Source organism: Pelagerythrobacter sp. Soil_C_18 (assembly GCF_057657235.1).
Map to the genome: position 1 here is coordinate 421,890 of NZ_JBDGIU010000002.1, position 25,350 is coordinate 447,239.

General features: G+C 65.5%; 24 protein-coding genes and 1 tRNA gene. 15 read left to right on the forward strand and 10 right to left on the reverse strand.

The window, feature by feature from the left end:
• The first annotated feature begins 63 nt into the window (after positions 1-63).
• Genes AC3A5N_RS07695 through AC3A5N_RS07705 form a run of 3 tightly spaced genes read left to right on the forward strand, consistent with a single transcriptional unit; the run spans position 64 to position 3,226 of the window.
• Positions 64-1,962, forward strand: a complete 1,899-nt coding sequence (locus AC3A5N_RS07695) for a TadE/TadG family type IV pilus assembly protein (protein ID WP_487736718.1) — start codon at positions 64-66, stop codon at positions 1,960-1,962.
• Positions 1,959-2,546: a TadE/TadG family type IV pilus assembly protein gene (locus AC3A5N_RS07700; protein ID WP_487736719.1), complete on the forward strand. Its 588-nt coding sequence runs from the start codon at positions 1,959-1,961 to the stop codon at positions 2,544-2,546. Before AC3A5N_RS07695 ends, AC3A5N_RS07700 begins: the two co-directional genes overlap by 4 nt.
• Positions 2,543-3,226 carry a TadE/TadG family type IV pilus assembly protein gene (locus tag AC3A5N_RS07705; RefSeq protein ID WP_487736720.1) on the forward strand — a complete coding sequence of 228 codons (684 nt, stop codon included), beginning with the start codon at positions 2,543-2,545 and terminating at the stop codon, positions 3,224-3,226. Before AC3A5N_RS07700 ends, AC3A5N_RS07705 begins: the two co-directional genes overlap by 4 nt.
• A 13-nt stretch (positions 3,227-3,239) precedes the next feature.
• Here AC3A5N_RS07705 and AC3A5N_RS07710 read toward each other — a convergent pair whose 3' ends face one another.
• From AC3A5N_RS07710 to AC3A5N_RS07720, 3 genes are all read right to left on the reverse strand, one after another.
• Positions 3,240-4,646, reverse strand: coding sequence for a pyruvate dehydrogenase complex E1 component subunit beta (locus AC3A5N_RS07710; RefSeq protein ID WP_487736721.1), 1,407 nt, complete (start codon positions 4,644-4,646; stop codon positions 3,240-3,242).
• Between the two features lie 3 nt (positions 4,647-4,649).
• A complete protein-coding gene (pdhA, locus tag AC3A5N_RS07715; protein WP_487736722.1) occupies positions 4,650-5,741 on the reverse strand; it encodes a pyruvate dehydrogenase (acetyl-transferring) E1 component subunit alpha in 1,092 nt (363 codons plus the stop codon).
• Positions 5,742-5,893: 152 nt separating this feature from the next.
• Positions 5,894-6,217 carry an FtsB family cell division protein gene (locus AC3A5N_RS07720; protein WP_487736723.1) on the reverse strand — a complete coding sequence of 108 codons (324 nt, stop codon included), beginning with the start codon at positions 6,215-6,217 and terminating at the stop codon, positions 5,894-5,896.
• A 186-nt stretch (positions 6,218-6,403) separates the two neighbouring features.
• Here AC3A5N_RS07720 and hppD point away from each other — a divergent pair, with 186 nt between their 5' ends.
• From hppD to AC3A5N_RS07735, 3 genes are all read left to right on the forward strand, one after another.
• Entirely contained in the window at positions 6,404-7,525 is a 1,122-nt protein-coding gene (gene hppD / locus AC3A5N_RS07725) for a 4-hydroxyphenylpyruvate dioxygenase (RefSeq protein WP_487736724.1), read from the forward strand.
• Between the two features lie 17 nt (positions 7,526-7,542).
• A complete protein-coding gene (locus AC3A5N_RS07730) occupies positions 7,543-8,118 on the forward strand; it encodes a VOC family protein (protein ID WP_487736725.1) in 576 nt (191 codons plus the stop codon).
• A 90-nt stretch (positions 8,119-8,208) separates the two neighbouring features.
• A tRNA-Arg gene (locus tag AC3A5N_RS07735) sits at positions 8,209-8,285 on the forward strand.
• Positions 8,286-8,302: 17 nt separating this feature from the next.
• On the opposite strand, the gene AC3A5N_RS07740 is transcribed toward AC3A5N_RS07735, so the two are convergent.
• The 4 genes from AC3A5N_RS07740 to grxC form a co-directional block, all read right to left on the reverse strand.
• The gene (locus tag AC3A5N_RS07740; RefSeq protein WP_487736726.1) at positions 8,303-10,816 is read right to left on the reverse strand and encodes an EAL domain-containing protein; all 2,514 of its coding nucleotides are present in this window, start codon (positions 10,814-10,816) and stop codon (positions 8,303-8,305) included.
• Positions 10,817-10,981: 165 nt separating this feature from the next.
• Positions 10,982-11,443, reverse strand: a complete 462-nt coding sequence (locus tag AC3A5N_RS07745; RefSeq protein WP_487736727.1) for a DUF1178 family protein — start codon at positions 11,441-11,443, stop codon at positions 10,982-10,984.
• A 10-nt stretch (positions 11,444-11,453) separates the two neighbouring features.
• Positions 11,454-12,269 carry a carbon-nitrogen hydrolase family protein gene (locus AC3A5N_RS07750; protein WP_487736728.1) on the reverse strand — a complete coding sequence of 272 codons (816 nt, stop codon included), beginning with the start codon at positions 12,267-12,269 and terminating at the stop codon, positions 11,454-11,456.
• Complete coding sequence (gene grxC / locus AC3A5N_RS07755) at positions 12,266-12,529, reverse strand: glutaredoxin 3 (RefSeq protein ID WP_487736729.1); 264 nt, start codon at positions 12,527-12,529, stop codon at positions 12,266-12,268. Before grxC ends, AC3A5N_RS07750 begins: the two co-directional genes overlap by 4 nt.
• Positions 12,530-12,702: 173 nt before the next feature.
• Between grxC and AC3A5N_RS07760 the strand changes: the two genes are divergently transcribed.
• Positions 12,703-13,188 (forward strand): Hsp20 family protein, encoded by a 486-nt coding sequence (locus AC3A5N_RS07760; protein ID WP_487736730.1) that lies wholly within the window; start codon positions 12,703-12,705, stop codon positions 13,186-13,188.
• Between the two features lie 380 nt (positions 13,189-13,568).
• On the opposite strand, the gene pyrG is transcribed toward AC3A5N_RS07760, so the two are convergent.
• From pyrG to tpiA, 3 genes are all read right to left on the reverse strand, one after another.
• Positions 13,569-15,203 carry a CTP synthase gene (pyrG, locus tag AC3A5N_RS07765; RefSeq protein ID WP_487736731.1) on the reverse strand — a complete coding sequence of 545 codons (1,635 nt, stop codon included), beginning with the start codon at positions 15,201-15,203 and terminating at the stop codon, positions 13,569-13,571.
• 88 nt (positions 15,204-15,291) lie between these two features.
• Positions 15,292-15,669 (reverse strand): preprotein translocase subunit SecG, encoded by a 378-nt coding sequence (gene secG / locus AC3A5N_RS07770; protein ID WP_487736732.1) that lies wholly within the window; start codon positions 15,667-15,669, stop codon positions 15,292-15,294.
• 78 nt (positions 15,670-15,747) lie between these two features.
• Complete coding sequence (gene tpiA, locus AC3A5N_RS07775; RefSeq protein WP_487736733.1) at positions 15,748-16,512, reverse strand: triose-phosphate isomerase; 765 nt, start codon at positions 16,510-16,512, stop codon at positions 15,748-15,750.
• Positions 16,513-16,710: 198 nt separating this feature from the next.
• Between tpiA and AC3A5N_RS07780 the strand changes: the two genes are divergently transcribed.
• From AC3A5N_RS07780 to lexA, 8 genes are all read left to right on the forward strand, one after another.
• Positions 16,711-18,645: a peptidylprolyl isomerase gene (locus AC3A5N_RS07780; RefSeq protein WP_487736734.1), complete on the forward strand. Its 1,935-nt coding sequence runs from the start codon at positions 16,711-16,713 to the stop codon at positions 18,643-18,645.
• On the forward strand, positions 18,642-20,171 hold the full coding sequence (gene trpE / locus AC3A5N_RS07785; protein WP_487736735.1) for an anthranilate synthase component I: 1,530 nt from the start codon (positions 18,642-18,644) through the stop codon (positions 20,169-20,171). Before AC3A5N_RS07780 ends, trpE begins: the two co-directional genes overlap by 4 nt.
• Positions 20,172-20,179: 8 nt before the next feature.
• Positions 20,180-21,007: a phosphodiester glycosidase family protein gene (locus AC3A5N_RS07790; protein WP_487736736.1), complete on the forward strand. Its 828-nt coding sequence runs from the start codon at positions 20,180-20,182 to the stop codon at positions 21,005-21,007.
• Positions 21,004-21,972, forward strand: coding sequence for a prolyl aminopeptidase (gene pip, locus AC3A5N_RS07795; protein ID WP_487736737.1), 969 nt, complete (start codon positions 21,004-21,006; stop codon positions 21,970-21,972). Before AC3A5N_RS07790 ends, pip begins: the two co-directional genes overlap by 4 nt.
• A gap of 122 nt (positions 21,973-22,094) precedes the next feature.
• Positions 22,095-22,694, forward strand: coding sequence for an anthranilate synthase component II (locus AC3A5N_RS07800; protein WP_487736738.1), 600 nt, complete (start codon positions 22,095-22,097; stop codon positions 22,692-22,694).
• Positions 22,691-23,683, forward strand: coding sequence for an anthranilate phosphoribosyltransferase (trpD, locus tag AC3A5N_RS07805; protein ID WP_487736739.1), 993 nt, complete (start codon positions 22,691-22,693; stop codon positions 23,681-23,683). Before AC3A5N_RS07800 ends, trpD begins: the two co-directional genes overlap by 4 nt.
• A gap of 40 nt (positions 23,684-23,723) precedes the next feature.
• Positions 23,724-24,509: an indole-3-glycerol phosphate synthase TrpC gene (gene trpC, locus AC3A5N_RS07810; protein ID WP_487736740.1), complete on the forward strand. Its 786-nt coding sequence runs from the start codon at positions 23,724-23,726 to the stop codon at positions 24,507-24,509.
• Between the two features lie 152 nt (positions 24,510-24,661).
• Positions 24,662-25,345 carry a transcriptional repressor LexA gene (gene lexA, locus AC3A5N_RS07815; protein WP_487736741.1) on the forward strand — a complete coding sequence of 228 codons (684 nt, stop codon included), beginning with the start codon at positions 24,662-24,664 and terminating at the stop codon, positions 25,343-25,345.
• Positions 25,346-25,350: the final 5 nt, after the last annotated feature.

Here is a 25,350-nt window from a genome sequence, read left to right on the forward strand (position 1 = left end):
GATCTCAATAAATTAACTCCAGTCGTTCACGATAATCTTACCCTCCCGCGATAACAGCGAAGCGTGGGAAACCGCCTCGCCTCGACCAGCCGGTCCGTCGCCGGAATGCTGACGCGCCTCGGCCGCGATCGTTCGGGCAACACGCTGGCGATCATCGCCGCGGCGATCGCCCCGATCCTCGCCATGGTCGGCGGCGGGATCGACATGGGGCGCTCCTACCTCAGCCAGAGCCGGCTACAGCAGGCATGCGACTCGGGCGTGCTCGCGGCACGCAAGCGGCTGGGCGCACAAGCGGCCTTTACCGGTGAGATATCGCCCGAGGTTGCCGAGACCGGACAGCGCTTCTTCAACATCAACTTCCGCTCGGGCTCATACGGCACCGAGGATCGCGATTTCGTGATGACGCTGGAGGAGGATTTCGCCATTTCCGGCGTGGCGACCGTCGACGTGCCCACCACCATCATGCAGATCTTCGGCTTCACGGTCGTCCCGGTGCGCGTCGAGTGCGAGGCGCAGATCGACTTCGCCAATACCGACGTGATGATGGTCCTCGACGTCACCGGCTCGATGGCGCAGCATAATCCGGGCGATGCGCAATCTCGCCTCGATGCAATGAAGGAGACGGTCGCAACCTTCCACGCGCAGCTGGCGGCGGCGTCGCAAGCCGGTTCGCGCATCCGGTACGGCTTCGTGCCCTACTCGACCAACGTCAATGTCGGGGGTCTCCTGCGGGACGAGTGGGTGACCGAAACCTGGACCTACCAATCGCGCGAGAAGGTCGCCGATCGACAGAACTCATCCACGCGGACTTATACGACCGGTGCGACGAAAGTCTCGGGCGACGTCAAGGTCACCGAATACGAGTCCTACAAGGCAAGCTTCACCGAGTTGGAGGGCTATCACTGCCCTTCCCGCCCCGCCAGCAATGTGACCACGAAGGAGGAGCAGACCGCATACGAGGAGGAAGCGGTCGTCGACCCGGTAGAGGGCGTGCGCAAGGAATGGACCTACGTCCGAACGCGCACCGGCCAGAGCTACTCGACGGTGCTCAACGACACGACCTGCATCGTGCGCCAGCACACCTACAGCAACTATGTGGACACCTATAAGAGGGTTCAGGAACCCTCATTGTCGAGCAAGAAAGAGTGGCGATACGCCCCGATCGAATACGACGTTTCCGATTGGCGGAACATCGGAAACGGCTGCATCGAGGAACGCGATACCTACGAAATCAGCAATTACACCGCGGTAGATCTCGCCCGTGCGCTCGACCTCGATCTCGACCGCGTCCCGAGCAGCGGCAACCCGGCGACGCAGTGGCGTCCGATGATCCCCTCCTACATATATGGCCGCGCTCTCCAATGGAACGGCAAGGGAAAGTTTCAGACGAAGGAAAAGATCACCGGGGACGAGTATGTTTCGCCGGCCGGCCTTGAGTCCGCCGCATGCCCCGCTCCCTCGCGCAAGCTGTCGGAAATGACGGCGGACGAATTGCAGGACTATCTCGGCACTCTGAACGCGGAAGGCAGCACCTACCACGACATCGGAATGATCTGGGGCGGCCGCCTCATCTCTCCGACCGGCCTGTTCGCGGCAGAGAATGCGGATGGCGCCAACTCCATGACCAGCCGCCACCTGATCTTCCTGACCGACGGCGAGACCGCGCCGCTCGACCTCAGCTATTCGAGCTACGGCTTCGAGCCGCTCGACCAGCGGCGGTGGTCGCCGGACTCTCCGCTCTCGCTCGCCGAAACCGTCGAGCAGCGCTTCGCCTTCACTTGCGGAGAAGTACGCAGGAAGAACGTCACCGTGTGGGTGATCGGCTTCGGCGTCACGTTGACCGACGTGATGAAGAATTGCGCGGGCGAAGGTCACTACTTCGAAGCGGCCGACGCGGCGGAGCTCAACGCCTCGTTCGCCGCGATCGCCGAAAGCATGAGCGACTTGCGGGTGAGCCGATGACGCCGCAGCGCAGCCTCCTCGCCGACCGCGACGGCGCCACACTGGTCGAGTTCGCGCTGGTCGCGCCTGTGCTGCTGCTCATGCTGCTCGGCATGTTCGACATGGGCTACAACTACTACGTCCAGTCGCAGCTCCAGGGCGCAATCCAGAAGGCGGCGCGCGATTCCGGCATCGAAGGCGCGCATTCGCGGATGGACGAGATCGATGCGCGGGTGACCGATGCCGTTCACGCCATCGTGCCCAGCGCGGAGGTGACGTTCTCGCGCAAGGCCTATGCCCGCTTCTCCGATGTCGCGCGGCCCGAGGATTTCAGCGACGTCGATGGCAACGGCGCGTGCAACGGCGGCGAGCCGTTCGAGGATGTGAACGGCAACGGCGTGTGGGACCAGGATCGCGGCGCAGACGGCCTCGGCGGGGCTCGCGATGCGGTGCTTTACGTCGTCACCGTAAGCTACCAGCGCGCTTTCGCCATCACTGCCTTCGTCGGCATGCCGGACACGTTCACCACACAGGCGACGACGGTGCTGCGCAATCAGCCATACGGCGAGCAGGATGTCTCTTCGCTGATCAGGAACTGTGCATGAAGCCGCTCCGCGCCCTCCTCGCGCACCTGCGCCGCTCGACATCGGGCGCCGCGCTTACCGAGTTCGCCCTCGCCGCACCGTTGGTGATGACAGCCGGCCTCTGGGGAGTGGAATCGGCGCATCGTGCAGTCGTGCAGATGCGCATCAGCCAAGTCGCGGTGCTGATCGCCGACAATGCCTCGCGCGTGGGCGAGAACTCGCTGCTCGGCGAGACCAGGCTCTACGAGACCGACATCAACGACGTGCTCTACGGCGGGCATGTCCAGGCGGGGACCTTCGACCTCTACAAGCATGGGCGGGTGATCCTATCCAGCCTCGAGGTGGTGCCGGGAACCGAGGATCAGCAGTACATTCACTGGCAGCGGTGCAAGGGCGAACTGGTCCACACGTCGAGCTACGGACATGCCGGCGACGGGCAGATGAGCGGCATCCCCGGCATGGGACCACCCGGCGAGGAGATCATCGCGTTCGACGGGGAGGCGGTGATGTTCGTAGAGGTGGCCTACGACTATCAGCCGCTGATCTCACATGCCTTCACACATGCGGATAAGATAACCGCCACCGCCGCCTTCAACGTGCGCGACAATCGCGATCTGTCGCAGGTTTACCAGCACGATTCAGGGAATCCCGACGCGACCGCGGACTGCAACGTATATGACGGAGTGGCGACGCTCGACTGAGCGCCGCCGCACGTCAGACGTAGCAGACCTTCTTCACAGCCTCGATGATCCGCGGGGCATCGATCAGCGCCATCTTCTCGAGGTTGGCCGCATAAGGCAGCGGAACGTCCTCGTTGCACACACGCAGGACCGGCGCGTCGAGGTGGTCGAAGCCTTCCTCCATGCAGATCGCGATCACTTCCGACGCGATCGAGCACGTCGGCCAGCCTTCTTCCGCGACGACCAGGCGGTTGGTCTTGGCCAGGCTTTCGAGGATCGTCTGCCTGTCGAGCGGGCGGAGCGTGCGCAGGTCGATGACTTCCGCTTCGATACCCTCCTCGGCGAGCTTCTCGGCCGCCTGGAGCGCGAAGCCCACGCCGATCGAATAGCTGACGATGGTGACGTCCGAACCTTCGCGCACGATCCGCGCCTTGCCGATCGGCAGGACGTGATCGTCGAGCTCCGGCAGTTCGAAGCTGCGACCGTAGACCAGCTCGTTCTCGAGGAAGACGACCGGATCCTCGCTGCGGATCGCAGCCTTGAGCAGGCCCTTGGCGTCTGAACTGTCGTAAGGTGCGATCACGATCAGGCCCGGCACGCTGGCGTACCACGGGCCGTAGTTCTGGCTGTGCTGCGCGCCCACGCGGCTCGCTGCGCCGTTCGGGCCGCGGAACACGACCGGGCAGCGCATCTGACCGCCCGACATGTAGTTCGTCTTGGCCGCAGAGTTCACGATGTGATCGATCGCCTGCATGGCGAAGTTGAACGTCATGAATTCGACGATCGGACGCAGACCGCCCATAGCAGCGCCCGTGCCGATGCCGGCAAAGCCGTACTCGGTAATCGGCGTGTCGATCACACGCTTGGGCCCGAACTCCTCAAGCAGACCCTGCGTGACCTTGTAAGCGCCCTGATATTCGGCGACTTCCTCGCCCATGATGAAGACGCGCTCGTCGCGGCGCATCTCCTCCGCCATGGCATCGCGCAGCGCTTCGCGCACGGTGACGGTGGCCATGTTGGTGCCGTCTGGAATGGCAGGATCGGACTTTGGCTCAGACTTCGGCTTGCTCGGAGCGATCGCATCCTTCTCGTCGTCGGACTTTTCCTGCTCTCCCGAGGACGCGGGAGGTTCAGGCTGTTGCTCGCCCTCGTCGGAGGTTGCCGCCTCTGCCGAGGCAGCGGCTTCGGAGGCGTCCTCGCCCTCGCCCGCGAGCACGGCGATCACGGTGCCGACTTTGACGTTCTCGGTCCCTTCCGGGATCAGGATCTTGCCGACCGTGCCCTCATCAATGGACTCGAATTCCATCGTCGCCTTGTCGGTCTCGATCTCGGCGAGGATATCGCCGCTGGAAACGGTGTCGCCTTCCTTGACCAACCACTTGGCGATCGTGCCTTCCTCCATGGTCGGGGAAAGCGCGGGCATCTTGAGTTCGATCGCCATGGCTCAGTACTCCTCCACCAGCACGTCGGTGTAGAGTTCGCTCGCTTCCGGCTCGGGAGAGTTCTCCGAAAAATCAGCCGCTTCTGACACGATCTTGCGAATCTCCTTGTCGATCGCCTTCAGGTCGTCCTCGCTCTTGCCCTTGTCGACCAGCACTTTCTTCAGGCCCTCGATCGGGTCCTTGTGCTCGCGAACGTCCTGCACTTCCTCGCGCGTGCGGTACTTAGCCGGATCGGACATCGAGTGCCCGCGATAGCGATAGGTGTTGAGCTCCATCAGCACCGGGCCATTGCCTTCGCGCACGTGCTTGAATGCGACTTCGGCCGCGGCGCGCACCTCGAGCACGTCCATCCCGTTCACGTCCATGCCGGGGATGCGGAACGCGGTGCCGCGGCGGTAGAACTCGGTCTCCGCGCTCGACCGCGCGGTGCTGGTGCCCATCGCGTACTGGTTGTTCTCGATCACGAAGACGATCGGCAGCTTCCACAGCGAGGCCATGTTGAAGGTTTCGTAGACCTGCCCCTGGTTCGCCGCGCCATCGCCGAAATAGGCGAGGCACAGGCCGCCATCCTCGTTGTACTTGTGCGCGAGCGCGAGCCCTCCGCCCAGCGCCACCTGCGCGCCGACGATGCCGTGCCCGCCGTAGAACTTATGCTCGGTGCTGAACATGTGCATCGAGCCGCCCTTGCCCTTCGAGATGCCGGCCTGGCGTCCCGTCAACTCGGCCATGATGACCTTCGGATCGATGCCGTACGCGAGCATGTGCCCGTGATCGCGATAACCGGTGATCACGCTGTCCTTGTCGTTGTCGAGCGCGCTCTGAAGGCCGATCGCAACCGCTTCCTGCCCGATGTAGAGGTGGCAGAAGCCGCCGATCAGGCCCAGGCCGTAGAGTTGCCCCGCCCTCTCCTCGAACCGGCGGATGAGCAGCATCTGCCGGTAGAATTCCATCATCTCGTCTTCCGAGGCGTCGTAGACCTTCGCCTTCTCGAAAGCTTCCTGCAGGCTGTGCAGCGCGAAATCGGAATCGTCTGACGGGCCGCCCTGCTGCTGGCTTTTCGCGGGCGTCTTGCGGGTCTTGGCGGTTCTGGCCAATTCTCTTTCCTCGGTTGTGGCGATCACCTGGGGAGGTGCGCCGCATCGCGCGGCATGCCGCGCCTATAGGCGCAAGCAGCGCGCACGTGCAACGCCCCGGACTGCAGATGAATACGAAATTCCCGGCGGCGCGAAGAGTGCCCGCAGCAGGCCTACTCGCCGTCGGGCTCGAGCATCAGGACGACCTCGTCCGGATGCACCACGTTGAAGTTCCGGCGCAACTGCTCGCCCACCAGATCGGGGTCCGCGTGATCCGGGTCCAGCAGCTCGACCCGGTTGCGGAGCGCGTTGCGCTCTTCCGTCAGCTTCGCGATGCGCGTCTGGTGCTTGCCCAGCAACTGCTCGTTCTCACCCCACGCAAGCAGTCCACTCGGCCCTGCGATAGCAAGACCCATGAGCAGCAGGAGAAGCGCCAGGGCGAACCCTTGCGTCAATTGCTCCTTCGGCAAAGTGATCTTGTGCCCTGCTCGCGTCACGAGAGCGACAGAATCACAGTTAATGCCGCGATTCAAGCGGTTTGTCGGCGATCATCACCCATTTGCGACGACCCGATGCTCCTGCGCGAGCCCTACCGTGCCTCCCGCGCGTTTCCAACATGACCTCACCCTTGCGGAATCGGATCGAATTGGTTACACTTGAAACCAATAGAGGAGACGACATTCATGCCCGACCTGTTCGAAAACCCCGCCGGCCTCGATGGCTTCGAGTTCGTGGAATTCTGCGCGCCGGAGAAGGGCGTTCTCGAACCGGTGTTCGAAGCCATGGGTTTCACGCACGTGGCCACCCACCGCAGCAAGGATGTGCACCTCTGGCGCCAGGGCGGCATCAACCTGGTCACCAATTACGAGCCCAGAAGCGCAGCCTGGTATTTCGCGCGCGAGCACGGCCCGTCCGCCTGCGGCATGGCGTTCCGCGTGAAGGATGCCACCAAGGCCTGGCAGCACCTGATGGACAACGGTGCCGAGCCGGTCCACGTCGAGACTGGACCGATGGAATTGCGCCTGCCTGCGATCCGCGGCATCGGCGGCGCGATCCTCTATCTCGTCGACCGTTATGAGAACGAGGGCGGCGAAGGCCTGACGATCTACGACATCGATTTCGAATATCTGCCCGGTGTCGAGAAGCACCCGGCCGGCGCCGGCTTCAAGCTGATCGATCACCTGACGCACAACGTCTACGGCGGGCGCATGAAGTATTGGGCGGACTACTACGAGACGCTCTTCAACTTCCAGGAAATCCGCTACTTCGACATCAAGGGCGAATATACCGGCCTCACCTCGAAGGCGCTGACGGCACCCGACGGCAAGGTCCGCATCCCGCTCAACGAGGAAGGCGAAAGCGGCAAGGGCCAGATCGAGGAATACCTGCGCGAATTCAACGGCGAAGGCATCCAGCACATCGCCCTCATCTGCGACGATCTCCTGGCCTGCTGGGACAAGCTCAAGAAGCTTGGCGTGCCGTTCATGACCGCGCCGCCCGCCACTTACTACGAAATGCTCGACGAGCGCCTGCCCGGCCACGGCGAGGACGTCGAGGCGCTGAAGGCGCGCGGCATCCTCCTCGACGGCACCACCGAAGGCGGTCGTCCGCGCCTGCTCCTGCAGATCTTCGCGGAGGCGCAGGTCGGCCCGGTGTTCTTCGAATTCATCCAGCGCAAGGGCGACGAAGGCTTCGGCGAGGGCAACTTCAAGGCGCTGTTCGAATCGATGGAACGCGACCAGATCAAGCGCGGCGCACTCAAGGTCGAGGACGCGCAACCCGCAGAGACGGAACCGGCGGAGTAAGCCATACGGAGGCAGCGATGACCGAACAGGCAATGCACCCGATTAAGCTCGGCGGGGTCCACCACGCGGCCTACCGCTGCAAGGACGCCAAAGAGACGGTGGAATGGTACGAGAAGGTGCTCGGCATGGAGTATGTCAGCGCCTTCTCCGAAGACCATGTACCCTCCACGGGCGAGTACGATCCCTACATGCACGTGTTCCTCGATGCGGGTAACGGCAACGTTCTGGCGTTCTTCGAACTGCCCCAGCAGAAGGACATGGGCCGCGACGAGAACACGCCCGCCTGGGTCCAGCACCTCGCCTTCCGCGTCGGCTCGGAGGAGGAATTGCTCGCAGCCAAGGAACACGTCGAAAGCCTCGGCATCGACGTGATCGGCCCGACGCATCATGGCATCTTCAAGTCGATCTATTTCTTCGACCCCAACGGCCACCGCGTCGAGCTCGCTGCCGACATCGGCACCGATGAACAGTATGCAGAACTCAAGCGGGTCGCGATGCCGATGCTCGAGGAATGGTCGCAGACCAAGAAGGCACCGCGCCATGCGGACTGGCTGCACGAGATCGCCCGCGCGGAACACTCCGCGAAAGGCTGACACCTTCTCGCGTGGGCGTCGTCCGGCCCGGGGGCCGGTTCCGCGTAGTTCTTGCAGCGCCGCGCCCGCGACCCTAAAGCGCGCTGCGGGGCGCCCGTAGCTCAGTCGGATAGAGCACCAGATTCCTAATCTGGGGGCCACAGGTTCGAATCCTGTCGGGCGCACCACACTTCGATCGAGCAGCTCACATGCCTGGGAAGCCGGCGGCCCGGCGGGCATCGAGAAGTGCGGGCACCCGGTCCGCCGCAATCGCTCGGCCGAAGTAATATCCCTGCCCCAACGAACACCCCTGCTCGAGCAGGATGCGTCTCTGCTGCTCGGTCTCGATGCCTTCGGCGACCACCGAGAGGCGCAGGCTTCGCGCCAGTGCGGCGATGGCCGCGACGATCGCGCGCATGTCGGGATCGGCCGCCACCTTCTCCACGAACGAGCGATCGATCTTGACCAGGTCGACCGGGAAATCCCTCAGATGCGAGAGCGAGGAATAGCCGGTGCCGAAGTCGTCGAGCGCGATGTGTACGCCGGCGCAGCTGAGCACCTCGAGAGCGCGGCCGACGTAGCCCGAGCACCGGTCGAGGAAGACGTGCTCCGTCACCTCGACTTCGATGAGCGCGGGGGGCACATCGTGTTCCTGCAACCGCGCCAGCAATCGTTCGGCGAAGTCGTCGCGGAGAAATTCCGCCGGCGCGGCATTGATGGCAATGCGGCCGACGCTGAGCCCCTGCCCCAGCCATTCGCGCACATCGGAGAAGACGCGCCGCTGCACGAGATCGCCGATCTTTGAGGCCAGCTCGTAGTCGCGGAAGGCTTCGAGCACGGAATCTGGCGGCTGCAGCCCTCGCCCTTCGTGATGCCATCGGAGCAGCGCTTCGAAGCCGACGATCCGGCCTGTGCAGAGATCCACCTTGGGTTGATAGTGCGGGTCGACCGTGCGGTCCGAGACGGCCGACCGCGCGAGATCGAGCTGCGTCGCGACGACGAGCGCCTGTTCGAGCATTTCCCGGCGGAACATCCTCGTCCCGCCCCGTCCGCTGTCCTTGAGGGCGTAGAGCGCGACGTCGGCGTGCTTGAACAGCTCGTTCGCGCTTTCGGCATCCGCCGGGAACATCGCCCCGCCGATACTCACATCGACGTTGATCGTTCGTCCGTCGATCCGAAACGGGCGGCGCAAGTGCTTGCGGATCTCGTTGCCCAACGCGGCGAGCTCGGCACTTCCATGGCAATGCTCAACCAGGATCGCGAACTCGTCGCCCCCGAGGCGCGCTGCGAGATCGGTGTGCCGCAGACACTTGCCGAGCCGGTCCCCGATCTCCTGCAGAAGTTGATCGCCCGCGGCGTGGCCGGCGCTGTCGTTCACGTGCTTGAAGTGATCGAGGTCGAGCAGGAGCAGCCCGACAGCGCGGCGCGTATGCATCGCGCGGAGCGTGGCGGCCTGCAGACGCGCATCGAAGGCGCGGCGATTGGGCAGTCCGGTCAGCGCGTCGTGCTCGCTCGCCCACTTCAGGCGTTCGTTCGTCTCGCGCTGCTGCGTGATATCCTCGGCAACGACGATCGAGCTCTCGACCTCGCCAGTCGGCGCGCAAACGAATGACACGCTGACGCGGCACCAGACGATCGTCCCGTCGGGGCGAACGTATCGCTTCTCGATCTGGAAGGCCTCGCCGTCCTTGCGCTGCTTGCCAAGAAAGGCGTTGTTCCAAGGCAGATCGTCGGGGTGCGTGAAGTCCATCACGTCGACCCCGAGCACCTCGTCCTCGCTGCGGCCGAGTATCTCGCAAAAGCGCGCGTTGACCAGCCGCGCGCGCCCGTCAGGGCCGCTCTCGAGAATGCCGACCAAAGCCTGAGAGAAGATGTTGGCGAGCTGAGCGGTGCGGCGCCGGATCGCGTTGTTGGCCCGGTTCTGTTCGGAAACGTCCCGCACAGCCACGATCATGCGGAGCGGATGTCCGCGCCTGTCGCACTGTACCACCCCGGTCTGCCGCACGTCGGCATACGTCCCGTCGGCCTTGCGGAGCCGCATTTCGCATACGAAGCGCTCGCCGGTCTCGAGGCCCCGGCGGATCTCCGAGAAAACATCTGCCCGGTCAGCCGGATGCACCCGCGCAGCACACCACCGGCGCGAGCGGGCGATGCCGTCGCCGAAACCGAAGTCCGACTGGAGCGACTCCCAGAGCACGACCTGCCCAGTCTCCAGATTCCAATCGAGGACCAGATCGGTGGCGGCGGACGCTGCGAGCCGGTACCGTTCCTCGGCGCGGCGCAGCTCTTCTTCGGCCTTCTTGCGTCCGTCGATGTTGCGGAACCAGACCGCGAGACCGCTACCTGCAAGGGGCGCGACGGCAACCTCGTACCAGCCGCCGAGAGGACCGTAGTAGGCCTCGAGGCGGGCCTCGCGTCGTGCGGCCATCGCGTCGCGATACTGCCGCTCGACTTTGGTTCCGAGCAGCGCCGGGAACTCCGTCCACAGCGACTTGCCCAGGAGAGATCGGCCCTCGGCGATCTCGTCACAGGCAGGCTTGTTCAGGTAGGTGAAGTGCCAGTTCGCATCCACGGCGAAGACGCACGCGGTCGCGAAGTCGAGGATCCTGCTCGCGGGATGCGTCGGCGAAAGCTCTTCGAGAGCCGAGACATCGTGCCGGTCCGCGTACGGCGCAACTCCGCGGCGGGGCGATGCCGCAACTGCCTTCGATGCTGCCACCAAGTGGGTTCCTATGAGACGTGCCCCGCGGGCGTAGTGAATCGCATCCCGCCGTAGCCAGGAGCCTTCTACAGACCGCTAGGTCTCGACCAGTTAATGCACTGTAAAAAATATGAAACCGGCAGCATTCATAATCCGCTGCCTCGAAGCGATTCGATGCGGCCGTCAGTTCAGCTCGTCGGGTTCGGGTACCGGAAACGGCAGCGGGGCGAGCGAGATGCCCTCGTCCAGCAGTTCCTTCGCTTCCTTGAGCGTCGCCTTGCCGTGGATCGCTTCGAGATCCTTCTCGCCATAGTGCATCGCGCGCGATTCCTCGGCGAAGCCGTCGCCGACCCAGCGGCTGCTTTCGAGAGCCTTCGCCTGGGCCTTGGCGAGCGCTTCCATTGCCTTGCGCACCTCGGGCGGTATCTTACCGCCGCTCATCGGCTTCTTCGGCTCGCCTGCCGCAGGCCGCCGATTGCCTTTGGCCCCCACTGCCGGCGCCATCGGCGCCTTGACGATCTCGGCCGAACCGCACTGCGGGCAGGCCACGAGCCCACGCGCCTGCTGGCCGGCAAAGTCGTCGGACGAGCCGAACCAGCCTTCGAAACGGTGCCCTTCGGCGCAGGAGAGGTCGAACACGATCATCGCGGGCGCGCTAGTCGGGCATCTTGCGGCGATTGGCAAGGCTCGGGACCTGCCGGCGCGCCTCGGCGATGCGCTCTGCCTCGATCTCCGCGAAATCCAGCCCCGGCGCTTCGCCGCCCATGTCGAGCAGGACTTCGCCCCAGGGATCGACCACGAGGCTGTGCCCGTAAGTTCGCCGGCCGTCCTCGTGAGTGCCGACCTGTGCCGCGGCGATCACGTAGGCGCTCGTCTCGATCGCCCGCGCCCGCTGCAGCACGTGCCAGTGCGCCTCGCCCGTCGGTACGGTGAAAGCGGCGGGAACGGCAATCGCGTCGCACCGGCGGTTGCCGAGCGCCTCGAACAACGCCGGGAAACGCAGGTCGTAGCAGACCGAAAGACCCAGGCGGCCGAGCGGCGTTTCGGCCGTCACGACCTCCTCGCCCGGACGATAGGCGTTCGATTCGCGCCAGCTCTCGCCGCTCGCGAGATCGACGTCGAACATGTGCATCTTGTCGTAGCGTGCGGCGATATTCCCGCCGGAGTCGATCAGATAGCTGCGGTTCGCCCACTTGCCGTCGCCGAGATCGATTGCGAGCGAGCCAAGGGCGATCGACAGCCCTTCCCGCGCCGCCGCCTCGCGTACGGCGACCAGCACGCGGTCGTCGGCTTCCCGTGCAACGTTCTGCGCCGCGCGAACGCGGTCGCGGTCGAGCAGGCCCGACATCTCGGGCGTGAACAGCATCGCCGCGCCCTCGCCCGCAGCGCGTTTCGCAGCCTCCACTATCGCTGCAGCATTGCGCCCCGGGTCGATACCCGACTGCATCTGGAGAAGCGCGACGCGGGTCATCCGCCGAGCAGCGCGTCCAGCTTGCCTTCGCGCTCGAGCGCGTGAAGCTCATCCGATCCGCCGACATGCGTGTCGCCGATGAAGATCTGCGGCACCGTGCGCGCGCCCGACGCGCGCTTCAGCATCTCGTCGCGCTTCGGGCCGCCCAGAGTGATATCGTATTCGGTATAGTCGACATCTTTCTGATCGAGCAGGCGCTTGGCGCGAACGCAGTATCCGCATCCGAACTTGGTGTAGATGTCGATCTTGGGCGTACTCATTGTTATTTCTCGATTATCCTTGCAAGAATGAAGCTCTTGAACGGCGGATCGTGCTCCCTATCTGGCGAATGGAGGCGCATGCCGCAATGGATGCGTCCTTCACGAAACCGCCGGGTGCCGCATTGCGTGGGCCCGGCACATGGTCAAATTGCTCTTTGGAGGATTTGTTTTCGATGAACCGCTTTGATTTTACCCCCTATCGCCGTTCCACCGTCGGCTTCGACCATCTGTTCGACCTGCTCGAGCGGCAGGCGCGCAGCAACACCGGCGACAACTACCCGCCGTTCAATATCGAGCGTCGCGGCGAAGACAGCTATCGCATCGTTCTGGCGATTGCCGGCTTCCGCCCCGCGGACATCGATATCACGGCGCAGCAGAACCTGCTGGTCGTTCAGGGCAAGAAGCGCGAAGAAACCGACGGCGAGAGCGAGATGCTCCATGTGGGCATCGCCAACCGCGGGTTCGAGCGCCGCTTCGAACTCGCCGACTACGTTCGCGTCGAGAACGCGCGGCTCGAAGACGGGCTGCTCACGATCGATCTGGTCCGTGAGGTACCCGAAGCAATGAAACCGAAGAAGATCGCCGTAAACGGGCAGAAGACGCTCGAGGTCGTGCGCGACGACAACGAAGAAAGCGAAAGCAAGGTCGACGCCGCCTGACGGCATCGCGCAAGTCGAGCGGCCCGCCTCCGGAAACGGGGCGGGCCGTTTGATTCCGTAGCGGGAGCGGATGGAGGCGGGCCCGAAAGCCCGCCCCCGCGGCGCGGACGCCGCCTTGTCACGGAGCATGATCGTCCGGGTCGCAGAAGACGATCGACTCCGAGCCAAGCTCGATGGAATAGCCTGGGGCCCCTCGCGGACGACTCGAAAAAAATCGCGTACGCCCAACGGCATCATGCGCCGAATTCATCAAAAGATAAAGCGCGGGCGCAAACATCCGCGCTTCCCTGTCCCGATTTGACGCTGTTTATTGCGCCTGCGCGGATCAAAGAGGCGTATGAGTTCGCAACTTCGCTAACAATAATACGCGCTTACGCGACTTAGACGAGACGCGACTGGTCCAGCGCGGCCGCCACGAAGCCGGCGAACAGCGGATGCGGATCGAAGGGTTTCGATTTCAGCTCCGGATGGAACTGCACGCCGACGAACCAGGGATGTTCGGGCCGCTCGACGATCTCGGGCAGCAGGCCGTCGGGCGACATGCCCGAGAAGATCAGTCCGCCGCTCTCCAGCGCATCGCGATATGCGACGTTGACCTCGTAGCGATGGCGATGGCGCTCCGAAATTTCCGTAGCCCCGCCGTAGATGCGCGAAACGTGGCTGTTGCCGGTGAGCTTGGCGTCATAGGCGCCGAGCCGCATCGTTCCGCCGAGGTCGCCGCCCGCCTCACGCTTCTGCAGGCCTTCCTCGCTCATCCACTCGGTGATGATGCCGACGACTGGTTCGTCGGTTGCGCCGAATTCGGTCGAGGAAGCGCCGGGGTGCCCGGCGCTGCGCGCACCTTCGATGCAGGCCATCTGCATGCCGAGGCAGATGCCGAGGAACGGCACGCCGCGCTCCCGCGCGAAACGGACGCTGGCGATCTTCCCTTCCGACCCGCGCTCGCCGAATCCGCCCGGCACGAGAATGCCGTGCAGCGGCTCGAGCTTGGCGGCGAGTTCGGAATCCTCGCTTTCGAACATCTCGGCGTCGATCCAGCGGATGTTGACCCTGACCCGGTTGGCCATGCCGCCGTGGATCAGCGCCTCGTTGAGCGACTTGTAGGCGTCGGGCAGACCGACGTACTTGCCGACTACGCCGATCGTCACTTCGCCCTCGGGTTGCTCGTAGCGGTCGAGGATGTCGTGCCAAGTCGACAGTTCCGGCTCCGGCGCATCGTCGATTCCGAAGCCGCGGAGCACCTGGGTGTCGAGCCCCTCGCGGTGATACTGCAGCGGCACAGCATAGATGGACGACGCGTCGAGCGCGGGAATGACCGCCTCTGGGCGCACGTTGCAGAACTGCGCGATCTTGCGGCGATCGCTGTCGGGCAGCGGATGCTCGCAGCGGCACAGCAGGAGATCGGGCTTGATTCCCAGGCTGGCGAGTTCGCGCACGGAGTGCTGCGTCGGCTTGGTCTTCAGCTCGCCGGCCGCGGCGATGTAGGGCACCAGCGTGACATGCACGCTCAGCGTCCGGTCGGGCTCGAGCTCGTTCCTGAGCTGACGGATCGCTTCCATGAAGGGCAGCGATTCGATGTCGCCCACGGTGCCGCCGATCTCGCACAGGATGAAGTCGTGATCGTCCTGATCGGCAAGCGCGAATTCCTTGATCGCGTCGGTCACGTGCGGGATCACCTGGACGGTAGCCCCCAGGTAGTCGCCGCGGCGCTCGCGGGCGATGATCTGCTGGTAGATCCTGCCCGAAGTGACGTTGTCGCTCTGGCGCGCGGAAACGCCGGTGAAGCGCTCATAGTGGCCGAGGTCGAGGTCGGTTTCGGCTCCGTCGTCGGTGACGTAGACCTCACCGTGCTGATAGGGGCTCATCGTCCCCGGATCGACGTTGAGGTAAGGGTCGAACTTGCGAATGCGGACCTTGAAGCCGCGTGCCTGCAGCAGCGCGCCGAGGCTCGCTGCCATGAGACCCTTGCCGAGCGAAGAGACCACGCCGCCGGTGATAAAGATGTACCGCGCCATGGGAGTCGGGCCTTAAGCGTGAGGTATGAGTCGGGGCAAGCGGAATGGTGCGGGCAGGCGCCCGCAATCCACAGCTGTCCGGGTGATGTTACTCGGTGACGTCAGCGAGCGGATCGTCGCCGGCCGGCGTGACCAGCTGCGTTGCCGGTGCCGCCGGCGGCGGCGCACCGCCGGCAGCCGGGCCGAGCGGATCGGCAGCCGAGCGGTCGAGCGTCGAGGTAATGCTGTCCTGCCCGCTCGTCTCTGCCGCAATCGCCGCGAGCGCGATCGAGAGGACGACGAAGACGACCGCCAGCCACTTGGTCGCGCGCGTGAGGAAGTCGGCCGCGCCGCGGGCGCTCATCAGCCCGGTGGGGCTGCCACCGATGCCGAGACCGCCGCCCTCGGAACGCTGCATCAGCACGACGCCGACCAGCGCCGAGGCGACAATCGCCTGAAGCACGAAAAGGAAAATGAAGAGGGACATGCGTTCTATCTCGATCCGTTTGCCCGCGCATCTAGGGACTGCGCGGCGCCGGGGCAAGCCGCGCCTCCGGCACAGAGCTTAGTGCTCGTGTACCTCCGCCGCGGCGATGACGATACCCATGAAGCTGTCGGCCGTCAGGCTCGCCCCGCCGACCAGCGCGCCGCCGACCTCGTCGGCCGCGAGCAGTTCGCGCGCGTTGTCCGCCTTGACCGACCCGCCGTAAAGGATTCGCACGGCAGCGCCGTCGGCTTCTCCGTAGAGTTCGACCAGCAGTTCGCGGATCGCCCTGTGCATCACGCCGATGTCGTCCACCGTGGGCGTGCGGCCGGTGCCGATCGCCCAGACCGGCTCATACGCGACCGTCAGCATTTCGCCGGCACGCTCGCGGTTCTCGGGCAGCGACGTGCGGAGCTGTGACGTGACGAACGCGACCGCATTGCCCGCATCGCGGACGTCCTCCGTCTCGCCGCAGCACATGATCACGCGCAGGCCGGCGGCCAGAGCCGCTTCCGCCTTGGCGTGAACCAGCGCGTCGTCTTCGCCGTGGTTCTGCCGCCGCTCGCTATGTCCGAGAATCACGAACTTCGCGCCCGCGTCGGCGACCATCGTCGCGGAAACGTCGCCGGTGTGCGCACCGTCGGTAGCGCAATGGCAGTCCTGAGCGCCGACGCCGATCTGCTCGACCTCCCGATGGGTCGCGTGAATCAGCGTGAAGGGCGGCGCGAGCGCCACTTCGACCTTCATCAGGTTCTGTGCGGCGCGGTCGATGGCACGCGCCTGGGCGAGCATTGCCCGCGTGCCGTTCATCTTCCAGTTTCCAACGATATAGGGCCGTTCGGCCATGACAATCCGTCCTGTAATCCCGATTTTAGACGATTCCGATCGCCGCCTATATGGGGCGATATGCCCGGCCTGCCAGATGCTTCGCCTTGCAGGGCCAAAAGCGCTGCCGACCTGTTGCCGGGACGCCGCAGGCCGGATAAAGCGCTCGCCGTATAGCGCAACCCCAAATCGATCGCAGCTTCCGGAACCACCCACGACATGCTCCTATTCTTCCGCAACTTCTTCCAATCGAAGTTTGGCGTTCCCATCACGTTGGCCTTTCTCGCGCTGATCGCGGTCGCCTTTGCGAGCAGCGATCTGGCTAACACGGGCACTTTCGGCGGCGTCGCGGGCGGCGACAGGGTGGCGGTCGTCGGCGACCGGAAGATCGATTCGGCCGATCTGGTCAGCAGCGCGAATGCCGCGCTCGACCAGGCGCGCCAGAGCAATCCCAACATGTCGATGGACGCCTTCATCGCCCAGGGCGGTCTGGACGACGTGCTCGACCAGATGATCGACCGCGCAGCGATTGCGGAATATGCGAAGCGGCACGGGCTCCGCGCGGGCGAGAACCTGGTCAACAGCGAGATCATCGCCATTCCGCAGTTCCGTGGGGCGAACGGGGAGTTCGACGCGAACGTCTTCCGCCAGTTGATCGGCGCCCAAGGCCTTTCCGAGGCGACGTTCCGCGCCGATCTCGCGCAGGGCCTGCTTGCACAGCAGCTGCTCGTGCCCGTCGCGATCGGCGGCAAGGCTCCGGAAAAGGTCGTGATGCACTATGCCGCCCTGCTCAAGGAGCGGCGCCGCGGCGCCATTGCGGTTCTCCCGGCGCAGGCCTTCGCGCCGACCGGCAACCCCAGCCAGTCTGCACTCGACGCTTACTACACCGAAAACCGCAGCGACTTCATCCGGCCCGAACGGCGGGTGATCCGCTATGCGGTGTTCGGCGCCGACACGCTCGGACAACAGGCCGAGCCCACGGCCGCCGAAATTCGCGCACGTTACGAAGAGAACCGTGCGCAGTATGCAGCGAGCGAGGATCGCAGCGTCACGCAACTGATCGTGCCCACGCAGGAAGCCGCGAACGCCATCCGCCAGCGGGTGAGCGCAGGCGGTTCGCTGGAGGCGGCAGCGCGCGAGGCCGGCTTCGACACCGCAACGCTGGGCCCGGTCTCGCGCGAAGCCCTCGCGGCCCGCAGTTCGCCCGAAGTCGCCAGCGCAGCCTTCGCTGCCGGTCGCGGACAGATCGCGGCGCCCGCTCGCAGCGGTCTCGGCTGGCATGTCGTGCGCGTCGACGAGATCGATGCGCGGGCGGCGCGCAGCCTCGAGCAGGTTCGCGGCGAGATCGCGGATGCCCTGCGGGTCGAGAAGCGCCAGACCGCCCTCGCCGATCTCGCGGCGAGCGTCGAAGAACAGCTCGCGGACGGCGTCTCGCTCTCCGACATCGCGGAAGACCTCGGCGCCGAAACGCAAACCACGCGTCCGCTGCTTGCGACCGGCGGCGTCTACGGCACGCCGACCGAGACCGCGCCGGAGATCCTCGCGCCGGCGCTCGAGACCGCGTTCCAGATGTCCGAAGCCCAGCCGCAGGTTGCCGAGATCGAACGCGGCGAGACCTTCCTGATCTTCGAGGCGAGCGAGATCGTTCCATCGGCCGCCGCACCGCTGGCGGAGATCCGCGACGACGTGATCGCCAGCTGGCGGCTGGCGCAGGGTGCCAAGGCGGCGCGCGCCGCAGCCGATCGCGTCCTCCAGCGCGTCAAGGGCGGCGCCACCCTCGCGGCGGCGATTGGCGAGGAAGAACAGAGCCTGCCGGGCGTGGAGCAGATCGACCTCACGCGCGAGCAGCTCGCGGCGATGCAGGGGCGCTTCCCTGCGCCGATCGCGCTGTTGTTCAGCATGGCGGAGGGCACCACGAAGAAGCTCGAGGCGCCCGACAGCAACGGCTGGTTCGTTGTCGACCTCGACGATATCGAGACCGGCGAAGTGAGCCGCAACGATCCCGTGTTCGCGCAGGCAAGTGCGGACCTCGGGGGCGCGATGGGCCGCGAATATGCCGATCAGCTTCGCCTCGCCCTGCGCAAGGAACTCGGCGTGGAGCGCAACGAGACGGCGATCGAGGCGATCCGCAAACAGCTCCTCGGGCAAAATTGAGGGGGCCGGCCCTGGCCGCCCCCCGCCTCTCGAACGCGGACGCCGCCCGCAGTGCGCTTGCCGCAGGGCGCCCCGCGCTCGTCTGGCGCAAGGTGGTCGCCGATACAGAGACTCCGGTCGGCGCGGCGCTGAAGCTGATCGAGCCGGGCCGCGGCGATTTCCTGCTCGAATCGGTCGAAGGCGGCGAAGTGCGCGGGCGCTACAGCCTGCTCGGCCTCGATCCTGATCTCGTGTTCCGTGCCGAAGGTGACAGTGCCGAGATCAATCCGCGCTGGCGGGAAGATCGCGCGGCGTTCGAGCCCTGCGCCGAAGGATCACTCGCGGAACTGCGCGCGCTCGTCTCCCGCTGCCGGATAGACGTGCCCGACGACCTGCCCCCCGCCCTCGCCTGCCTCGTCGGCTATTTCGGGTATGAGACGATCGGGCTGGTCGAGCGGCTGCCGCGCGCGCCGCAGAGCTCGGTCGCATTGCCCGACATGCTGTTCGTCCGGCCCACGGTCCTGCTCGTGTTCGACCGGCTCGGCGAAGAGCTGTTCTGCATCGCGCCGATCTGGGCCGGCGCCGGCGAACCAAATCAGGCAATCGAAGCCGCGGCGGAGCGGATCGACGATACCCTGCGGAAGCTGGGAGGCCCGGTCGCCCCCGCAGACCGCACCTCGCATCTGCCCGAGATGGCGCTCACCCCTACGATGGCCGGCGAGGACTACGCCGCAATGGTGGCCCGCGCGAAAGGTTACATCGAGGCCGGCGATATCTTCCAGGTCGTGCTCGCCCAGCGCTTCAGGTGCCCGTTCCCGCTGCCGCCATTCGCGCTTTACCGCGCGCTTCGCCGGGTGAATCCATCGCCGTTCCTCTACTTCCTAGACCTACCCGGCTTCGCCGTCGTCGGGTCGAGTCCCGAGATCCTCGTGCGCGTACGCGACGGCGATGTCACGATCCGCCCGATCGCCGGCACCCGCCCGCGCGGCGCCACGCCAGAGGCCGATCGCGCGGCCGAGGCCAGTCTGCTCGCCGACCCCAAGGAACGCGCCGAACATCTCATGCTGCTCGACCTCGGCCGCAACGATGTCGGCCGGGTCGCGGCGAAGGGCACGGTCGAGGTCACCGACAGCTTCACCATCGAGCGTTACAGCCACGTGATGCACATCGTGAGTAACGTTGTGGGCCGTCTCGGTGCCGGTCAGGACGCGTTGGACGCGCTCTTCGCAGGCTTTCCTGCGGGCACCGTCAGCGGCGCACCGAAAGTCCGCGCGTGTGAGATCATTGCCGAGCTCGAGCCGGAAACGCGCGGCGCCTACGCAGGCGGCGTCGGCTACTTCGCACCGGACGGATCGGTCGACAGCTGCATCGTCCTGCGCACCGGCGTGGTGAAGGACGGCGTGCTCCACGTCCAGGCCGGCGCAGGCATCGTCGCCGACAGCGATCCGGCCTACGAGCAGCGCGAATGCGAAGCCAAGGCCGGCGCCCTTCTTGCCGCCGCGCGCGAGGCGGTGCGGATCGCGCAGGAGCCCGGGTTCGGCCAGTGAAACGCCTGATGACCCTCGCCCCGCTCTTTGGCCTTGCCGCATGCGGAGAGCAGCCTGCGGGTGAGCCCGTCATCCGCACAGAGATCGGAAGCGGAGTCGCCGAGAAGGCAGCTGCGCCCCGGCCCACGCCGACCCCCACGCCGAGCGTCGCATCGGCCTGCGAGAGCGCCACGTTCGAGGACGCAGCCTTCACCCACTGCATCGCCGATCCCGCGAAGCATCGCGTCCTCACCGACCTCGGGCCCGAGGACGGTGCGCCCTACCGCAGTCTCGCGAAGCTAGCCGCCGCTCGCGGCGACGATGCACCGAAGGTCGCTTTCGCGATGAACGGCGGAATGTACGACGGTGAAGGCAAGCCGATCGGCTACTACGTCGAAAGCGGCGACCGTCTCAAGGAGCTCAACCGCGCGGACGGACCGGGCAATTTCCACATGAAGCCCAACGGAGTGTTCTTCGGCACCGGCAGCAAGTGGCAGATCCGCACGGCGGACGACTTCTACGCCAACGTCGGCGACCGTCCGGCCTTCGGCACACAGAGCGGGCCGATGCTGGTGATCGACGGCAAGCTGCACCCGGAAATTTCGGAAGACGGGCCGAGCAAGGCGATCCGCAACGGCGTCGGCATCGATGCACAAGGGCGCGCGCACTTCGTCATCTCGGAAGGACCGGTGAGCTTCGGGATTCTCGCGCGATACTTCCGCGATGGGCTCAAGACGCCCGACGCATTGTTTCTAGACGGAAGCGTCAGCGCGCTGTGGGACCCTGCGACCGACCGCCTCGACAACCGGGCACCGATCGGACCGATGATCGTAGTCGAGCACAAGGACAAGCCATGATCCAGATTGCATACGAGCGCACGCTCTATCCGCCCATCGAGCCGAACGAGACCGGAATGCTCGACGTCGGCGACGGACACACGATCTACTGGGAGCGCATCGGCACGCGCGGCGCCAAGCCGGCCGTGTTCCTCCACGGCGGCCCCGGTTCCGGCTGCAGCGACACGCAGCGCCGGCAGTGGGATCCGGAACTTTACGACATCCTGCTGTTCGACCAGCGGGGTTGCGGCCGCTCGACACCGTTCGCGAGCCTGGAGAACAACACGACGTGGGATCTCGTCGCCGACATGGAACGGCTGCGCGAGATGTGCGGTCACAAGACCTGGCAGGTCTTCGGCGGGAGCTGGGGCTCCACCCTCGCGCTCTCCTACGCCCAGGCACATCCCGAGCGCGTCAGCGAACTCGTGCTGCGCGGCATCTTCCTGTCGAGCCAGGCGGAACTCGACTGGCTCTATACCTACGGCGCAAGCGAGCTCTATCCGGAAGCCTGGGCCGACTTCATCGGCCTGATCCCGGAGAACGAGCGGGATGACGTGGTCGAGGCCTATCACCGCCGCCTCACCAGCGATGATCACGCCACCAAGCTCGCCGCCGCAAAGGCATGGAGTATGTGGGAAGGCATGACGGTAACGCTGCTGCCCGACCCTGCGATGCTCGAGGAATTCACCGAAGACGATCACGCAATCTCTATCGCACGGATCGAGAACCATTATTTCCGCCACAAGTGCTGGCTCGATGAAGGCCAGCTCCTCGTCAACGCACACCGCCTGAAGGGCATCCCCGGCGTCATCGTGCAGGGGCGGCACGATTGCTGCACTCCGCCCGCCGCGGCTTGGGCGCTCAAACAGGCCTGGCCCGAGGTGGACCTTCAGATCGTGCCCGACGGCGGCCACCTGTTCACCGAGCCAGGCATCACCGACGGCCTCGTCCGCGCCAGCGACCGGTTCGCGGGGAAGCAGGCGTAGGCCGGTAGCTCTCTCCCGTTGACCCAAGCTGCTATCTCCCCCCGGAAAGGGAGGAGAGCAATCGACACCCCAATAGCTTTCCTTGCTTGATCGCGCGCGGCCGAACCACGAAGACCTCCGACATGATCCTCGTCATCGACAACTACGACAGCTTCACCTTCAACCTGGTCCATTACCTGATGGAGCTGGGGGCCGAAGTCCGCGTCGAGCGCAACGATGCGCTGACGGCGGCGGAGGCGGTCGCGAGTGGGCCCGCGGGCGTTCTGATCTCTCCCGGACCGTGCACGCCGAACGAAGCCGGGATCAGCCTCGATCTCGTCGCCGCCTGCGCGGACGCCCGCCTGCCGCTGCTCGGCGTTTGCCTCGGCCACCAGGCGATCGGGCAGCATTTCGGCGGGCGCGTCGTGCGCGGCGGGCTGATGCACGGCAAGACCTCGCCGGTCGAGCACGACGGCACCGGCGTCTTCGCCGGCCTGCCTTCCCCCTTCACCGCCACCCGCTACCACTCGCTAATCGTCGAGGACGTGCCCGAGGTTCTGACGGTCAACGCAACCAGCGAGACGCCCGGGCTCGACGGCACGAGCGTGATGGGCTTCCGCCACGTCGAGCTGCCGATCCACGGGGTTCAGTTCCACCCGGAGAGCATAGCCACCGAGTACGGCCACGCGCTGCTCGCCAACTTCCTCGCGATCTGCGGGATCGAAGCCAAGGTGCCCGCATGAAGACGCTCCCCGAGGCCGAGCCCCACCTCTCCGAAGCCGAGGCCGAGGAAGTCTTCGGCTGGATCCTCGACGGCGAGACCAGTGAGGAGGAGATCGCCCGGTTTCTCATCGAGATCACCGAGCGCAGCGAGACGGCGGACGAGATCGCCGGCGCGGCGCGGGCGCTCCGTGCGCGGATGATCCCGGTTGCGGCGCCGGACAATGCCGTCGACTGCTGCGGCACCGGAGGCGACGGCCATCACACGCTCAACGTCTCGACCGCCGTGAGCCTCGTCGTTGCGGCCGCGGGCGTGCCCGTCGCCAAGCACGGCAATCGTGCGGCCAGCAGCAAGTCCGGCGCAGCGGATACGCTGGAAGCGCTCGGGCTCGATATGGAAGCGGCTGGAAGAACAGCCGAAAAGACATTGGCGGAGCTGGGAATTTGCTTCCTCTTCGCGAAGAACCACCACCCCGCGATGGGACGGATTCAGCCGCTCCGTCAGCGGCTCGGCCGGCGCACGATCTTCAACCTCATGGGCCCCCTGTCGAACCCGGCCGGCGTGCGGCGTCAGTTGATCGGCATCGCCCGCCCCGGCTACGTGCCGATCTACGCAGCGGCCAAGGCCAGGCTCGGGACCGAGCGCACCTTCATCGCCTCGGGCGACGAGGGGCTCGACGAGCTGAGCCTCGCCGGCGGCAATGAGGTGGCAGAAGTCGTCGGCAACGATTTCGAGATGCGCCGGGTCGATGCTTCGATGGCCGGTCTGCCGCATGCCCCCGTCGAGGCGATCCGCGGCGGGGATTCGCTGCACAATGCCAAGGCGCTCAAGGCGCTGCTGATGGGCGCGCCGGGCCCCTATCGCGACGCTGTGCTGCTCAACGCGTCGGCGATGCTGATCCTCGCGGGCTCGGCTCGGGGATGGGAGGACGGTGCAGCGATCGCCGCGGAGTCGCTGGACAGCGGCAATGCGGGTACCCTGCTCGATCGCTGGATCGAAATGGCGCGTTAGATCGTGCGACGAACGCAAGCTGCCACACGGAAACCGGACGATGAACAAGCTCGACGAAATCTGCGCCACCAAGCGTGAGGAAGTCGCTGCCCGCAAAGGGCTCGCCACGATCGAGGATCTCGACCGTGCCGCGCGGGATGCCGGGCCGCCGCGGGGCTTCGCCGACGCACTTGCGGCCAAGGCGCGGAACGGGTTCGGCCTGATTGCGGAAATCAAGAAAGCTTCGCCGTCCAAGGGTCTGATCCGCGCCGATTTTCGCCCCGCCGAACACGCTTTGGCCTATCAGGCGGGAGGCGCCGCCTGCCTCTCGGTTCTCACCGACGCGCCCTACTTTCAGGGGCATGAGGATTTTCTGATGGATGCGCGCGCGGCCTGCGACCTGCCCGTGCTGCGGAAGGACTTCATGGTCGACCCATGGCAAGTCGCCGAGGCGCGCGCGATCGGAACCGATGCAATTCTCATCATCGTGGCCGCGCTGGACGATGGCGCAATGGTCGAGATCGAGGCGGCCGCGCTCGAGCGCGGCATGGACGTCCTGGTCGAGGTTCACGACGAGGCGGAGATGGAGCGTGCGAGCGCACTACGCTCGAGGCTCATCGGAATAAACAACCGCGACCTCAAAACCTTTCGCACCGATCTTGCCGTGACCGAGCGCCTCGCGCCCCTCGCACCGGAGGATGCGCTCTTGGTCGGGGAGAGCGGAATCGAGCGCCATGCGGACTGCGAGCGCCTGGCTGCGGTGGGCGTGCGTTGCTTCCTCGTGGGCGAGAGTCTGATGCGGCAGCCCGATCTCACCGCCGCGACGCGGCAGCTTCTCCTCGGCTAACGGCCGGATGTCGAGACGAAAGCGGAACGGATGTTCTCTACTATCGACTCCAGAATGGCGGAGTTGCTTGACTTCACCAAATCGGTTGCCTAATTGTTCCGCATTCGTTCGCAACCTGGACGAGCGTGTCAGGCGACCGAGGAGACTTCGCCATGCTGACGGCAAAGCAGCACGAGTTGATCCGTTTCATCCAGCAGCGGCTGGAAGAAACCGGCATTTCCCCTTCGTTCGAGGAGATGAAGGAGGCGCTCGATCTCAAGAGCAAGTCGGGCGTTCATCGCCTGATCTCTGCGCTCGAGGAACGCGGCTTCATCCGCCGCCTGCCCAACCGCGCTCGCGCGCTCGAAGTGCTCAAGCAGCCCGAAGATGCGACACCCGCCGCGCGCAGCGCGAAGGGTGACAATATCGTCGAACTGCACCGGGTCGCGCCAGCGCAGCCGAGGCCTGCAAACGACGTAATCGAAATTCCGCTCCACGGCCGCATCGCTGCGGGTGTGCCGATCGAGGCGATCGAGGGGCAAAGCAGCTTGCCCGTCCCCGCCGCGCTGCTTGGACCGGGCGAGCACTATGCACTCGAGGTTTCGGGCGATTCGATGATCGAAGCCGGCATTTTCGACGGCGACTTCGCGCTCGTGCGCCGTACCGACATGGCGCGGGATGGCGAGATCGTGGTGGCACTCGTGCGCAACGAGGAAGCGACGCTCAAGTACCTGCGCCGGGAGAACGGAATGATCCGGCTCGACCCGGCCAACGGCAGCTACGAACCGCAGATCTACCGACCTGACGAAGTGCAGGTGCAGGGCAAGCTTTCGGGATTGCTGCGCCGTTACCACTGATCGCC

Bases quoted from the DNA above. Each gene is read 5' to 3' on its own strand.
- AC3A5N_RS07700 (WP_487736719.1), top strand. From the start codon at position 1,959: ATGACGCCGCAGCGCAGCCTCCTCGCCGACCGCGACGGCGCCACACTG.
- hppD (WP_487736724.1), top strand. From the start codon at position 6,404: ATGCCCGACCTGTTCGAAAACCCCGCCGGCCTCGATGGCTTCGAGTTC.
- AC3A5N_RS07800 (WP_487736738.1), top strand. From the start codon at position 22,095: ATGATCCTCGTCATCGACAACTACGACAGCTTCACCTTCAACCTGGTC.
- AC3A5N_RS07790 (WP_487736736.1), top strand. From the start codon at position 20,180: ATGACCCTCGCCCCGCTCTTTGGCCTTGCCGCATGCGGAGAGCAGCCT.
- trpD (WP_487736739.1), top strand. From the start codon at position 22,691: ATGAAGACGCTCCCCGAGGCCGAGCCCCACCTCTCCGAAGCCGAGGCC.
- AC3A5N_RS07705 (WP_487736720.1), top strand. From the start codon at position 2,543: ATGAAGCCGCTCCGCGCCCTCCTCGCGCACCTGCGCCGCTCGACATCG.
- secG (WP_487736732.1), bottom strand. From the start codon at position 15,669: ATGTCCCTCTTCATTTTCCTTTTCGTGCTTCAGGCGATTGTCGCCTCG.
- pyrG (WP_487736731.1), bottom strand. From the start codon at position 15,203: ATGGCGCGGTACATCTTTATCACCGGCGGCGTGGTCTCTTCGCTCGGC.
- AC3A5N_RS07745 (WP_487736727.1), bottom strand. From the start codon at position 11,443: ATGATCGTGTTCGACCTCTCCTGCGCCGAAGGGCACCGTTTCGAAGGC.
- tpiA (WP_487736733.1), bottom strand. From the start codon at position 16,512: ATGGCCGAACGGCCCTATATCGTTGGAAACTGGAAGATGAACGGCACG.
- AC3A5N_RS07710 (WP_487736721.1), bottom strand. From the start codon at position 4,646: ATGGCGATCGAACTCAAGATGCCCGCGCTTTCCCCGACCATGGAGGAA.
- AC3A5N_RS07750 (WP_487736728.1), bottom strand. From the start codon at position 12,269: ATGACCCGCGTCGCGCTTCTCCAGATGCAGTCGGGTATCGACCCGGGG.
- trpC (WP_487736740.1), top strand. From the start codon at position 23,724: ATGAACAAGCTCGACGAAATCTGCGCCACCAAGCGTGAGGAAGTCGCT.
- grxC (WP_487736729.1), bottom strand. From the start codon at position 12,529: ATGAGTACGCCCAAGATCGACATCTACACCAAGTTCGGATGCGGATAC.
- AC3A5N_RS07730 (WP_487736725.1), top strand. From the start codon at position 7,543: ATGACCGAACAGGCAATGCACCCGATTAAGCTCGGCGGGGTCCACCAC.
- AC3A5N_RS07780 (WP_487736734.1), top strand. From the start codon at position 16,711: ATGCTCCTATTCTTCCGCAACTTCTTCCAATCGAAGTTTGGCGTTCCC.
- lexA (WP_487736741.1), top strand. From the start codon at position 24,662: ATGCTGACGGCAAAGCAGCACGAGTTGATCCGTTTCATCCAGCAGCGG.
- AC3A5N_RS07760 (WP_487736730.1), top strand. From the start codon at position 12,703: ATGAACCGCTTTGATTTTACCCCCTATCGCCGTTCCACCGTCGGCTTC.
- pip (WP_487736737.1), top strand. From the start codon at position 21,004: ATGATCCAGATTGCATACGAGCGCACGCTCTATCCGCCCATCGAGCCG.